This is a genomic window from Massilia sp. YIM B02443 (assembly GCF_030411955.1).
Taxonomy (GTDB): domain Bacteria; phylum Pseudomonadota; class Gammaproteobacteria; order Burkholderiales; family Burkholderiaceae_D; genus Telluria.
Window position 1 is genome coordinate 1 of sequence record NZ_JASNRA010000030.1, and the last position, 13,286, is coordinate 13,286.

Genomic DNA, 13,286 nt, shown 5'->3' on the forward strand with positions numbered 1-13,286 from the left:
TGCATATGTTCGAATGAGTTCCTCGCTAACTGTTAGAACCCCTTCAGTTCCGGCGATGGCGCCGCCAGGCCGCGCAGCACGGCCGCCACCACCGGCGCCGCATGGCCGCCGCCGCTCGCCGCCGAATGGCTGACGAAGGAGGCAAAAGCGAGACGGCGGGTCTGGCCCGGCAGGCTGCCCGGCTCCAGCCAGCCCATGAACCAGACCGTGGCCAGGCCGTCGGCGCCCACCGGCGCGGTGCCGGTCTTGCCGTACAGGCCGGGGCGCAAGCCGTTGAAGGCCGGGTCGCGGAAGGCGCCGGCTGCGGTGCCGCCGTCGACCACGCCTTTCAGGCCGGCGCGGATGCGGTCCAGGCGCACGCCCAGCGCTTCGCCGCGCTGCGCCTTGGCGCTACGCCCGTCGAGCGACAGCAGCAGGCGCGGCGTCACCGTGCGGCCTTGCGCCACCGCCGCCGCCACCAGCGCCATCTGCAGCGGCGTGGTCTGCATGCGCAGGCCGATCGCCATTTGCCGCAATTCGTGGCGGCTGTGCACCGGGTCGAGGTTGGAGGCGCTGCCTTGCAGCGCGTCCCACTGCGACCAGCGGAACTCCGGCGGCAGCAGCCCGCCGTCGAGGCGCAGCGGCTCGCCGAAACCGAGCCGGCGCGCCATCGCCGCCACCGGACGCGCCGTGTCGAGCGCCCCGCTTTCCAGCTCGCGCGCGCCGGGCATGCCGCCGTCGGGCTGGCCGAACAGGGTGCGGTCGCTCAGTTCCGCGGTCCAGGCGAACCAGGTATTCACGCTGTGCGTCAGCGCCTGCGCCATGCCGAGCCGGCCGTCGGCGGCACGGGCGCCGGTGATCTGGTCGCGGAAGTTGGTGATGTGGGCGCGGCCGGTCTCGAACGGGTAGCTCGACGCGTCGGTGCGAAAGCCGTAGCCGCCGTCACGCGCCATGCGGTCGACGCTCGCCAGCGGCAGGCCGCCCAGCAGCGCGTCCAGCCGCGCGTCGTGGCGCGCGGCCTGCTCCAGACCGAGTGCGCTGACCACCTTGAAGGTCGATCCCGGCGCCCGGTGCGCGCCGCCGTCGTGCTGGAAGGCGGCGATGCGCAGCAGGCTGCGCGCCGGGTCGGCGCGGTCGAAGTCGCGCACTTCGCCCCACTGCGCCGGATCAACCGCGCCGGCGCCGCTGGAAGCCGCCGCCAGGATCTCGCCGCTGCCGGCGTCCAGCAACACCAGGCCGGCGCGCCGTTCGGATGCCGGGGCGGCGCCGCCGTGGCAGGCCTTGCCATCGAAGCTGCCGCCGCGCAGGCCGATGCAATCCAGCGCGGCCTGGGCGCGCGCCTGCATGGCGAGGTCGAGGCTCAGCGTCGCCTCATGTGCGTTGCCGCCCAAGCGCGCCAGCATGCCGGCCACGCTGTTGTCCTGGGCGCGGTGTACGCCCAGCAGCGGCGCCAGGCCGGCTTTGGCTGCGTCGCTCGACGGTGCGCCGTCCGCCCACAGCGCATTGCCGTCGCGATCCAGAAGGCGCACCGGCACCGCGGCAGGCCGGACGCTGTTGCTGCCCGCGGGCAGCGCCTGCCACGCCAGGCGACCGTCGACCAGACGCAGGTGGCGGTAAGCGGCATCCGCGTTGCCCGACAATGCGGCCAGGTCGAGCGGCTCGACCCGTACCGACATCGAGGTCGCCCCCGGCAGCGGCGTCAGCACCACGCGGCGCACGGCGGCGCCGTCGGGACAGGCGCGTCCGTCGCAGGCGCCCTGCACCATCGCGCTAGCTCCATTGGCGCTGCGCACCCGGCCCGCGACCAGCAATTCGACCGGGCCCTGGCCGGCTTTCACCGGTGCGCTCAGGGTCACCAGTCCACCGTCGCGACCGCCTTCCCAGCCGCCGACCCGGTTCCACGCTTCCCAGCCCTGCGGCAGGCGCGCGAACAGGCGCATCGCCGCCAGTGGCAGTCCACTCTCTCGCGGCGCCGGCGCGCCGGCCACGCTGGCGTGCCAGCCGGCGGCGCTGCCGGAACGTTCGCGCCATGCCACCAGCCGCCGCTCGCTGTTGAAGATACGTACCTGTTCGCGCACGAAGGCGCCGTCGGCGCGGTGGTGCAGGCGTTCCAGCAGGCGGCGGTCGCCCGCGTCCAGATTCACCTGCGACCAGCCGGGCAGCGGCGCGCGCGATGCCGGCGACGCCGCGTGCCAGGCCAGCAGGTCGCGCGGCGCCAGTTCGATCAGGCCATCGCGGCCCAGGCGCAGCAGGCCGCGGGCGCGCAGCGCTTCGAACAGGGCCTGGTCTTCCATGCCGGGGCCGGGAGTCAATGGCACCTGGTAGCTGCCGGGCGCGAGGCGCAGCGACACCGGGTCGCCCGCCGTCGGGAAAGCCTGCACCAGCGCCGGCGCGACGGTGAGCGCGTTGTCCGGCTTGCGGTAATGGGTCAGCACCAGTTCGCCGGCCTGCGGGCAAGCGCTGCTGGCCTGGCGCGCGAAGCGCAGCGCCTGGCCATTCCACACCAGCCAGCCGCCGCGGCCCAGCGCTGCCTCGCCCTGGCGCGCGCGGGTGACGCGTCCGCCGGAGGCATCGCCGGTCCAGCCTGCGGTGCCGGCGCCGGCGTCCCAGTTCAGCTTCAGGCCTTGGCCCGGCGCCGCGTTGCCGGTCACCTGCACCCGTGGCATGTCGGAACCCGGCCGCGCCAGCAGCACCGCGCGCGGCGGCGCATTGCGCGATTGCGCGATCGCGGCGGCGTCCCCGAACGGGTAACCGATGCGCAGCGGCAGCAGCACGGGTTGCGCCGGGTCGAGCGTCTGCGTGCACAGGTCGACCCGCAGCGCCGGGCTGGCCGTCATGCCGCCGGCCACCACCAGCGCAACGCCGGCTTCCTGGCTCAGCGAGACGCCCGGCTCGCGCGGCACCACGAAGTGCAGGCCGGGGGTCAGCGGCTGCAGCGCGGTCAGCGCGGCCGCGCCGGGCAAGCCGTCCTCGCCTGACGGCAGCGCGCGCGCATGCAGCGCCAGCGCCACCGCGCCACCGGCCGCCAGCACCAGCGCGCCCCATACCCAGCCGCTGGCAAGCCAGGACAAGGACGGCAGGCGGGCGGCGTGGCTGCCGGCGCCCGCTGTGCGGCGGCTGCCCGCGCGCAGGTTGCGCGCGCGCCGCCGCGCCGTCTGGCTGGCGGCCAGGAAATCGAACAGGGTGGTGAACGTGCCTGGCATGTGCTGGTCCGGATAGAAAAGTCGGCGGGCGCCCGCGCGCCCTTCGCGCAAGGCTAGCGGGGGGCATCGGAAAAGCCGCGCGGGACGATCCGGAACGAAGCTTCGGCCGCGATTTTGCGCAGGTCATGCCGCATTTTTCGCCGCCCGTCGCACGCCGCTGGAGGCCTGCCCTCACCCGGAATACAGTGACTACATCGACCACCCACCCGCAGGAGAACATCATGAACATCCTCAAGCACATGGAAGCCGCCTTCCTCGTCGCCGCCCTGGTGGCGGTGCCGGCCAGCTACCTCGGCGGCGGGATTCCAGATGCACAAGCTGACGTCAATGCCGCTGTCAAGGGCCAAGCCTATGCCGACGCGGTCGCGACGTCCGGCAAGACGGCAGTGGTAATAGTCAGCGCCAAGCGCCTGGATGCGGAAGAAAAACGCGAGATCCTGTTGGCGGCGCGCTGATCGTGTATCAAATGTAAGAACTTGCTTCAAATTCCGTCTTCGGGAATCCGGATTGCTATATTGGCGACATCCGCTTTTCGGACCTGGAGACAAACATGAAAACCGCCCTCACCATCGCAGCCCTGGCCCTGGCCGGCGCCGCTGCCTACGCTCCGCTGCCGTCACTCGCCCAGCCGCACGTGTCGGTCGTGATCAGCAGCGCGCCGCCGGCGCCGATCTACGAACGCATCCCCGGCCCGCGCCACGGCTACGTATGGGCGCCGGGCTATTGGGAGTGGCGCGGCCACCGCCACGCGTGGATCCCGGGCCACTACATCGCGGCGCGTCCGGGTTACGTATACGCGGCGCCGAGCTGGCACCAGCGCGGCGGGCGCTGGTACATGGAACCGTCGCGCTGGAACCGGCATCATGGTCCGGCGCCGGTGTATGTGGGCGGTTACCGCGGGCCTGACCGCCACGATCATTACGACCGCCACGACCGGCGCGGACATGGTCATGGCCATGGTGGGCGCGACGGACGCTGGCGCGACACCGACCGCGATGGGATTCCGAACTATCGCGATCGTGACCGCGACAACGATGGGATCAGCAACCGGCGTGACCGCGACCGCGATGGGGACGGTGTGCGCAACCGGCACGACCGGCGGCCGGATAATCCGTACCGCTACTGATAACGCAGCTGTCCACCGCAAGCCGGTAAACCGTCGCTCCTGCAAAAGCGGGAGTGGCGGTTTTCAGGGGTTTGGCTGATGGTCAAGGCTTCAGGTGCTTGTCCAGAAACGCCAGTATCTTCGCACTGGCCTCGGCCTGGTTCTTCTTCTTCGAGAACCCGTGCCCTTCGTCGCCGAACACGACGTACTCCACCTCCACCCCCTTCTTGCGCACCGCCTCGACGATCTCGTCGCTCTCGGGCTTGATCACGCGCGGGTCGTTGGCGCCCTGGATCACCATCAGCGGCTTGCGGATCTGGTGCGCATGGAACAGCGGTGAGGTCGCAATCAAGAACTCCTTGTCCTTGACCGGGTCGCCGATCTCGTCGTACAGCGCCTTGCGCTGCGCTTCCCAGTACGGCGGAATGCTCTCCAGCGTGCGCACCCAGTTGCTGACGCCGAAGATGTCGATGCCGACCTTGAACGCCTCGGGACGGAACGCCAGCGCCGCCAGGGTCATGTAGCCGCCGTAGCTGCCGCCCATGATGCCGATCCGTTCCGGATCGATATAGCCCTGGCTGGCCAGCCAGGTCTTCGCTTCGACGCAATCCCACAGCGGCTCCATGCCGTGCTTGCGGTCGTCGGCGCGGAAGAAGGTCTTGCCGTAGCCCGAGCTGCCGCGGTTGTTGATGCCCAGGACCGCGTAGCCGTGGTTGACCAGGTACTGGATCTGGGCGCTGTAGCCGCGCATGGTCTGCCCGCCGGGGCCGCCGTGCACGTACACCACCGCCGGCACTTTCGCGTTCGGCGCCGCGCTCTTCGGCTTGTAGTAGATCGACGGGATCACGGTGCCGTCGAACGAACGGAAGCGCACCACCTCGGCCTCGACCAGGTCGTCGGGGTCGATCTCGGGGCTCAGGCTGCGCGTCAGCTGGACCGTCTTGCCGCTCTTGAAGTCATGCACGTACAGGTTGTTGGGGGAGCGGTCGCCGTTCAGGTAGAAGGCCATCATGCGGCCGCTGCCCGAGAACGTCACCTGGCGCATCTCACCGCCCGGCAGCTTGGGCAGCGCCACGGCCTTGCCGCTCTTGTCATGGATGCGCACGTCGATGCTGCCGTCGCGGTTGACCACGCTGACGCGATGCTGGCCATTGCGCGAATAGCCGGTGCCGAGCAGGTCCCAGTCGGCCTTCTCGACCTCAAGCGTGGCGCCGGTGGCCAGGTCATACGCCATGATGCGCGTGAACTCGCCATCGGTGTTGGTGGTGTACAGCAGGCGCTTCGATTCCGGGTCGAAGTCGGCCGCGCTGTGGCTGGCCGGCTCCTTGTGCGGCGTGATGTGCTTCATCTGGCGCGTCTGCAGGTTGTACAGGTAGACGTCGCTGTCGGACGTGGTGTTCGGCTTGCCGAAGGCCAGCCAGTTGCCGTCGCGGCTGATGGCGCTCGGATTCATGCCGCTGTCGTTCTGGTACACCATGCTGCGCTTGTAGCTGGCGGCGTCGTACAGGTAGAGGTCGAAGAATTTCGGATCGCGCTCGTTGGTGACGACATAGAAACCGCTGCCGTCCGGCTTCCAGCCGGCGAACGACGCCTTCAGTTTGGCGCCCGGCGTCAGGTCGCGTTCCGTGCCGTCGAGTTCGCGCACGTACAGGTGGTTCTGCTCGTTGCCGCCCTGGTCGCGCGTGAACAGGATGCGGTCGTCGTTGTAGAAATAGTCGACCGCATAGGTGGTGTCGGTGGTGGAATTCGTGAGCGCGCGCGGCGTCCCGCCGCCGACCGGCATGGTGTAGGCATTGAAGATGCCGGACTGGTTGCTGCTGAACAGGATCTGCTTTTCGTCCTTGCTGAACGAGGCGCCGGTGACGGACGTCGTCGCCATGAACTGCTCGATGGTATAGCGCTTGAGAGCCTTGGCAGCCGGCTTGGCAGGCGCCGCTTTCTGTACTTTGGCGGCTTGCGCCGAGGCGAAGCCAGGGGCCAGCATGGCCCCTGCGAGCGCGGCGAACAGGGACAGTCGTACTGCATGGCGAGACGGATGCATGGATTCTCCTGAAATGAAACACGATGGACACGACCGGATGAGTGTTTCAAAAGTCTTAACTCCTGTCAATATTCTGGAATCGGTTATGCTCTCGCCATGAACGACCTCGCCACACTGCACGCCGCCGCCTTCAAGGCCGAACTCGCCGCCAGCCGGCGCCTGGCCGAGCGCGGCGGCTTGAGCGAGGCGGACGCACTGCGCCGGGTCCTGACGCTGAGCGCGGGCGTGGCCGGGCTCGAGCACCTGCTGGCCGAGCGCAGCGCGCGCCGCCTGCACGCCGAGCTGCAAGCGGCGCGGCGCCAGGCCGATGCGGCGGCGGCGCGGCTGCGCAAGGCATCTCCCGCCGCTGCTACGGCCGCTGCTACGGCCGCGTGGCGCGCCTGGTTCGATGGCTCGGCGCGTCCCAACCCGGGCCGCTGCGGGCTCGGGGGCATGCTGACCGGTCCCGCTGGCCAGCACATCGAACTCTCGCTCGACGGCGGCCATGGCAACAGCAGCGAAGCCGAATACCGCGCCCTGATCGCGGTGCTGCGCGCGGCGCTCGAACACGGCGCGCATGCACCCGTGGTGGCTGGAGACAGCCAGGTCGTCATCGACGACGTCAATGGCCCTGACTGCGCCGGCGCGCCCGCCCTGCAGCTTTACCGCGAACAGGCACGCGCGCTGCTGGCACGCCTGCCGGGAGCGACGCTGCGCTGGATCCCGCGCCACAAGAACCTGGAAGCGGACGCGCTGTCGCAGCGCGCGGTGCCGCCACCGATCATGGAACAGACAAAATGACTGATGGTAGAAACGATGTAACTGCGACCGATCTCGCCACGTGGCGCAGCAGGCTGGTGGCGATGGCCGCCGCCGGCGCCGACAACGACGGCGCCCACGACAGCGCCCACCTCGACCGTGTCTGGCGCAACGCCCGGCTGCTGCTGGAGCAGCATCCTGAAGCCGACCGCTTGGTGGTGCTGGCCGCCAGCTACCTGCACGACCTGGTCAACCTGCCGAAGAACGATCCCGAACGGATCCAGGCGTCGCGCCGCTCGGCCCAGCTGGCGCGGCATCAGTTGTCGCACCTCGGCTTCCCATCCGAGAAACTGGACGCGGTGGCGCATGCGATCGAAGCGCACAGCTTCTCGGCCGCCATCCGCGCAGAAACCATCGAGGCGAAGATCGTGCAGGACGCCGACCGCCTCGACGGCCTGGGGCTGGTCGGCCTGGCGCGTTTGTTCTACATCGCCGGCAAGATGGACAGCAGCCTGGCGCATCCCGACGACCCGCTCGGCAATGAACGCGACTTCGACGACCGCCGTTATGCGCTCGACCACATCATGGTCAAGCTGGCGAAGCTGCCGGACATGATGCAGCTGGAAGCGGCGCGCACGCTCGGGCATGAACGCCTGAACCAGCTGCTGGCGTTCCGCGAAGACTTCGCACGCGAGTGGAGCGGCGCCTGATTTCACTGGCATTCCGGCCTGCGCGCATGCTCTGCGGGTAACTGCTGCGGCGCCATGCGCAGTGACTGATGGTAGTGCTAATATGAAAGACCGCCACCAGCCGAGAAGTCCATGACCAGTCCGAGTACGCTATCGCCACCCGCCGCCGGCAAGCTCAATTTCGTCCTGGTCTGCATCTTTATCGACATGCTCGGCATCGGGCTGTTGATTCCGGTATTCCCGCTGCTGGTCGGCCAGTACGTCAGCGCGCCGGACGAGCAGGCGCTGTGGTACGGCGTGATGGCCACCGTGTTCGGCACCTTGCAATTCCTGTGCATGCCGGCGCTGGGCGCGCTGAGCGACCGCGTCGGCCGCCGCCCCGTGCTGCTGTACTCGATGGGCGGCATGTGCCTGAACTTCCTGGTCACCGCGTGGGCGCCGAGCCTGGCCTGGGTGTTCGTCGGGCGGGTCATCGGCGGCATGTCCTCCGCCAGCATGTCGGTGGCGGCCGCCTATGCGTCCGACATCTCGACCCACGCCGACCGCGCGAAAAGCTTCGGCAAGATCGGCGCCGCCTTCGGCCTCGGTTTCATCTGCGGCCCGATGCTGGGCGGCCTGCTGGGCGAAGGCAATGTGCGCCTGCCGTTCTACGTGGCGGCGGCGCTGTCGGCCGCCAATCTGCTCTACGGTTACCTGCTGGTGCCGGAGTCGCTGCCCCCGGGCCGGCGCGAGCCGCTGCGCCTGGCGCGCCTGAACCCTTTCACCGCCCTGCTGCGGCTGCTGCGCCGGACCGACATCCGCGGCCTGGTGGTGGTCATCGTGCTCACCACCTTCGCCCAGATGATGCTGCAATCGACCTGGGTGCTGTACACCACCTTCCGTTTCGGCTGGACCCCGCGCGACAACGGCATCGCCATGTTCTGCGTCGGCCTGGCCTCGGTGGTGGTGCAGGCCGGGCTGCTCGGCATGCTGATCCGCCGCTTCGGCGAGGTGCGCCTGTCGCTGCTGGGACTCGGCTCGGGCGCCCTCACCTTCGCCGCCTACGGCCTGGCGACCCAGGGCTGGATGATGTACGTGTTCATCCTGTGTAACATCCTGGCCTTCGCCGCCGGCCCGGCGCTGCAGGGGATCGTGTCGACATCCTCGCCGGCCGACCAGCAGGGCGAGCTGATGGGATCGCTGCAGTCGATCGCCAGCCTGGGCGTGATGTTGACGCCGATGATCGGCACCGGCATCCTGAGCACGGTCAGCCACCTGCCGCCGGACGACTGGCGCATCGGCAGCAGTTTCTTCCTGTGCGCGGCGATGCAGGGCGCGGCATTGCTGTGCGCGCGGCGCTACTTCCGCAATCACAAACAAGTTGGACGGGCAGCATGACGGCGACCATGCCGCCGCTGGTGCTCGCCGCGGTGCTGCTGGCGGCCTTGATGCACGCGTCGTGGAATGCCGCTCTCAAGGCGCAGCCCGACACCACGCTGGCGGCGCTGGCCGTCAGCGGCGGCGCAGGTTTGCTCGGCGCGGTGGCGCTGCTGTTCCTGCCGCCGCCCGATCCCGCCAGCTGGCCCTTCATCGCCGCTTCCGGCGCGATCCACGTCGTGTATTACCTGCTGCTGGCCTGGGCCTACCGCCACGCCGACATCAGCCACGCCTACCCCTTGATGCGCGGCTGCGCACCGGTGCTGGTGGCGCTGGCGGGGCAGCTGGTGGCCGGCGAGCGGCTGCACGGCGCGCAGTGGGCCGCCATCGGCCTGATCGGCGCCGGCGGCGCGGTGCTGACCTTCGGCGCGCGCCAGCCGGCCGGCGCCAAAGCGACGGTGCTGGCGCTGCTGGCGGCAGTGCTGATCGCGGCCTACACGCTGGTGGACGGCATCGGCGTGCGGCGTTCCGGTTCGCCCGCCGCCTACACCTGCTGGATCCTGATGCTGGGCGCAGTCGGCGCGGTGGCGGCGTCGTGGCGCTCGACCGAAGGCCGGCTGCCGGCCTACGTCTTGCGCCGCCCCGGCCTGGTGCTGCTGGGCGGCGTCGCCACCACCGGCTCCTACGCCATCGCGCTGTGGGCCATGACGCTGGCGCCGGTGGCGGTGGTGGCCGCGCTGCGCGAGACCTCGATCGTGTTCGCCACCGCGATCGCCGCGCTGGTGCTGCGCGAGCGCATGACCCGCGCGCGCGTGGCCGGCGCCGGCATCATCGCGCTGGGGGCGGTGGCGATGCGGCTGGCCTAGAAGTTCATTTCATAGGTCGCCTGCGCGCGCACCGTCCCCGGATAGGTCCAGCGGCGCCGTTCCAGGCCGGTGGCCGGATCGAAGTACGACGGCTCGAAGCCGCTATCCTCGCCGTGCAGGTTCGACAGCGCCAGGCGCAGCTCCTGCTTCGGCGTGAATTTCCAGGCCGCGTAGGCGCCGAGGTCGGTCATCGCTTCGGAATAAAATCCGCGGTTGGCGGCGACCCGCACGAAGCCCTTGCGCGTGAACGAGACGCTGGCGCCGGCGCTCAAGCGCCCCGCGCGCCAGTCGATGCCGGCCGTGGCCGACAGCGGCGACTGGCGTTCGAGCCGGTTGTCCGGCCCCGGCACCGATTCCACGCGCGACCAGTGGCGGCTGACGCCGGCGCGCAGGTCGATCGCCGGCGCGCCCTCGAACAGGGTCTTGAGCGGGAATTTGGTTTCCAGCTCCAGCGTGCGGGTGACGGCGCGGCCGTCGTTGACCGGCGTGAAGATCCAGCGGTAGCCGTCGAAGTAGATGCGGTTGCTGGTGTAGTCGTCGATGCGGCGCACCGACGCATTCACCGCCACCATCGCGCCTTCGGCCCAGTAGTGCTCGTAGCCGGCGTCGAGTCCCAGCGCCAGCTCGGGTTTGAGCTCGGGATTGCCTTGCGGATCGGCCTCGGTGGCGCTGTTGTTTTCCCAGGTGAAGCGGCGCGGGATCAGGTTGTCCACGGTCGGCGCCTTGTAGGTGCGGCTCAGGGCCAGGCGCAGCTGGTCGCTGGCGCCCGAGCCTGCTTTTCCCGGGAGTTTGTACAGCGTTTGCAGCACCGGGCTCCAGACGCTGGAGCGGTGGTCGACCGGCCCGATGGTGTCACCGGTCACGCGGGTGCGGATGCCCTCCCAACGGGCGCCCACGTACATCGACCATTGCGGTGTGATGTTCCACTCGTCCTGGCCGTACAGCGCCAGTCGCGTCACCCGCCCCTCGAAGTGCTCGTCCAGCGGCAGGCCGGGTGGGAACACGCGTACCCGGTCGCGTTCGTGGCGCGCGTCGTTGCGCCGGTTCGAGCCGCCGTCCCAGCCGAAGGCCAGCACGTGACCGGCCTCGAGCTTGCGCAGGTATTTGCCGGTGGAGTTCACTTCGCGCATGCGCTCGCGCGTGTCGACCACGCCGTCGGTGGCCGGTGCGCCGGCCGGGTCAAGGCCGGCGCGCCGCAACAGGTTGTCGCTGTTTTCGCCCACGACACCGAGCTTGGCCTCGACGCTGGCGCCGGACGCCAGTTCGCGCGACCAGGCCAGGTTGGTGGTGACGTTCTCGGCGTCGACCCGCATCGCGGTGGTGACCGTGGGCACCGGTGGCGGCGTGCCGATCAGCGTGTCGACCGTCGATGGCGCATGGTTGCGGAAGCGATTCACATTGACCAGCGTCTCGAGGCTCAGCTTGTCGCCGCGCTCGAGCGTCCATTCCACGCGCGGGGTCAGGTTCAGGCGGTGCATGCGGCCGCGTTCGTGCGTGGTGGTCAGTCTCAGGCGGTCGAGCGGGCCGTCAAGGGCAGTGTTCCGCTCGACGCCGCTCCATACGCGGCTGAAGCGCTCCAGCTGCAGGTCGGCCGCCAGCGAATACGCCAGGCGGTCGCTGCGTTCGCTCAGGCGCCAGGTGGCGCTCGGACCGCGGAACAGCGACGATTGCAGCATGCCGAGCTTGAACTGGCGCTCGGCCTTGCCCGACAAGCGGCGCATGACGATGTTGATCGTGCCCGCCACCGACTGGGTCGGCAGGTCGGCCGTGGCCGCGCGCAGCACCTCGATACGCTCGACCACCTCGGGCGACAGCCTGTCGAAGTCGAAGCCGGCCGGGGCACGCTCGCCATTGATCAGCACCTGCGTGTAGCTGCCCAGGCCGCGCATCTGGATCGCGCCGCCGCGCCCGCCACTGGTGTCGACCGTGACGCCGGGTACGCGCTTGAGCACGTCCAGTACCGAGCGGTCGCCGTAGCGCGCGATCTCGTCGCGCCGGATCACGATGCGGCTGGCCGTGTCGTCGCGCCGGGCGTTGTAGGCGGCGCCTCTGACCTCGATCTGATGCGTGTCTGGTGCGCCCTGCTCTTCCTGGGCGGCGGCGTGGCTGGCCAGGAAAAGCGCGACCAGCAACGGGATGGATCGGTAAGACGAATGCTGGTGCATGGCAACTTCTCTCCCTGGTTATTGAACACGTGTGGAGAGAATGTATTCCAAGTAATGGCAGAATGTAAACGTATCTATGGAAGGTTGAATTGCCATGCATGAGAACGTAAATATTACTTGTGCGAGCAATAATTATTTCCAACCCATGAGCGCGTACCGGTCGTCCGCCACGGCCGTGCGACCTGGAGTACACTCGGCCGGTGCGTCCCTGGGAAATGATCTTTCCAATAAGCATTCCATCTGGATCACGCTTTATAATGCGCACTTTTCCATGAAAGGCGATCGACCGTGTCCCGCATAAAAGTCCTGCCCCAATACGTGATGCCGAAGCAGGCAATGACCACCTTCGCCGGCCGCGTGGCGGGTGCCAAGGGCGGCTCCATGACGACCAGCCTGATCCGCTGGTTCGTGGGCAAGTACGGCGTCAACATGGACGAAGCGGCCGACCCGGACATCGCCAGCTACCCCAGCTTCAACGAGTTCTTCACCCGTCCCCTGCGCGCCGGCGCGCGTCCGCTGGCGCAGGCCGACTACGTGTGCCCGGTCGACGGCGCGATCAGCCAGTTCGGCGACATCGACGACCACCAGATCTTCCAGGCCAAGGGCCACAAGTTCACCACGGCCGAACTGGTCGGCGGTGACCAGACCCTGGCCGCGCACTTCCAGCACGGCCACTTCGCCAACCTGTACCTGAGCCCGAAGGACTACCACCGCATCCACATGCCGTGCGACGGCCGCCTGACGCGCATGATCTATGTGCCCGGCAAGCTGTTCTCGGTGAACCCGACCACGGCGCGCGGCGTGCCGGGCCTGTTCGCGCGCAACGAGCGCGTGGTGTGCGTGTTCGAGAACGATGAGTTCGGGCCGTTCGTGATGACCCTGGTAGGCGCGACCATCGTCGGCAGCATGGCGACCGTGTGGCACGGCGTGGTCAATCCCCCGCGCATGCCGCGCATCTGCGACTGGAACTACGAACCGGGCCAGGTGACCTTGAAAAAAGGCGAAGAGATGGGCCGCTTCCTGCTCGGCTCCACCGTGGTGATGCTGTTCAAGCAGGGCGCGATCTCCTTCAATGACGAATGGGCGCCGGAACGCGCCGTGCGCCTGGGCGAAGTGATGGGCAACCGCGCCGCCGCCCGCTGAT

At 69.1% G+C, this 13,286-nt stretch carries 10 protein-coding genes; 7 read left to right on the forward strand and 3 right to left on the reverse strand.

Annotation, left to right across the window (positions count from 1 at the left end; all coding sequences use genetic code 11):
• Positions 1 to 32: 32 nt before the first annotated feature.
• On the reverse strand, positions 33 to 3,182 hold the full coding sequence (locus QPK27_RS22240; protein WP_290420368.1) for a penicillin-binding transpeptidase domain-containing protein: 3,150 nt from the start codon (positions 3,180 to 3,182) through the stop codon (positions 33 to 35).
• Between the two features lie 185 nt (positions 3,183 to 3,367).
• Between QPK27_RS22240 and QPK27_RS22245 the strand changes: the two genes are divergently transcribed.
• A complete protein-coding gene (locus QPK27_RS22245) occupies positions 3,368 to 3,637 on the forward strand; it encodes a hypothetical protein (RefSeq protein ID WP_290420369.1) in 270 nt (89 codons plus the stop codon).
• Between the two features lie 95 nt (positions 3,638 to 3,732).
• A complete protein-coding gene (locus QPK27_RS22250; protein WP_290420370.1) occupies positions 3,733 to 4,308 on the forward strand; it encodes a YXWGXW repeat-containing protein in 576 nt (191 codons plus the stop codon).
• 82 nt (positions 4,309 to 4,390) lie between these two features.
• On the opposite strand, the gene QPK27_RS22255 is transcribed toward QPK27_RS22250, so the two are convergent.
• A complete protein-coding gene (locus QPK27_RS22255; RefSeq protein ID WP_290420371.1) occupies positions 4,391 to 6,328 on the reverse strand; it encodes a S9 family peptidase in 1,938 nt (645 codons plus the stop codon).
• 96 nt (positions 6,329 to 6,424) lie between these two features.
• On the opposite strand from QPK27_RS22255, the gene QPK27_RS22260 reads away from it, so the two are divergent.
• The 4 genes from QPK27_RS22260 (at position 6,425) to QPK27_RS22275 (ending at position 9,977) form a co-directional block, all read left to right on the forward strand.
• On the forward strand, positions 6,425 to 7,108 hold the full coding sequence (locus QPK27_RS22260) for a ribonuclease HI family protein (RefSeq protein ID WP_290420372.1): 684 nt from the start codon (positions 6,425 to 6,427) through the stop codon (positions 7,106 to 7,108).
• Positions 7,105 to 7,776 carry an HD domain-containing protein gene (locus QPK27_RS22265; RefSeq protein ID WP_290420373.1) on the forward strand — a complete coding sequence of 224 codons (672 nt, stop codon included), beginning with the start codon at positions 7,105 to 7,107 and terminating at the stop codon, positions 7,774 to 7,776. Before QPK27_RS22260 ends, QPK27_RS22265 begins: the two co-directional genes overlap by 4 nt.
• 111 nt (positions 7,777 to 7,887) lie before the next feature.
• Positions 7,888 to 9,132: an MFS transporter gene (locus QPK27_RS22270; RefSeq protein WP_290420374.1), complete on the forward strand. Its 1,245-nt coding sequence runs from the start codon at positions 7,888 to 7,890 to the stop codon at positions 9,130 to 9,132.
• Entirely contained in the window at positions 9,129 to 9,977 is an 849-nt protein-coding gene (locus QPK27_RS22275; RefSeq protein ID WP_290420375.1) for an EamA family transporter, read from the forward strand. Before QPK27_RS22270 ends, QPK27_RS22275 begins: the two co-directional genes overlap by 4 nt.
• Here the strand turns inward: QPK27_RS22275 and QPK27_RS22280 are convergent.
• Positions 9,974 to 12,142 carry a TonB-dependent siderophore receptor gene (locus QPK27_RS22280; protein ID WP_290420376.1) on the reverse strand — a complete coding sequence of 723 codons (2,169 nt, stop codon included), beginning with the start codon at positions 12,140 to 12,142 and terminating at the stop codon, positions 9,974 to 9,976. The genes QPK27_RS22275 and QPK27_RS22280 overlap by 4 nt on opposite strands.
• A 336-nt stretch (positions 12,143 to 12,478) precedes the next feature.
• Here QPK27_RS22280 and asd point away from each other — a divergent pair, with 336 nt between their 5' ends.
• Positions 12,479 to 13,285, forward strand: a complete 807-nt coding sequence (gene asd, locus QPK27_RS22285; RefSeq protein WP_290420415.1) for an archaetidylserine decarboxylase — start codon at positions 12,479 to 12,481, stop codon at positions 13,283 to 13,285.
• Position 13,286: the final 1 nt, after the last annotated feature.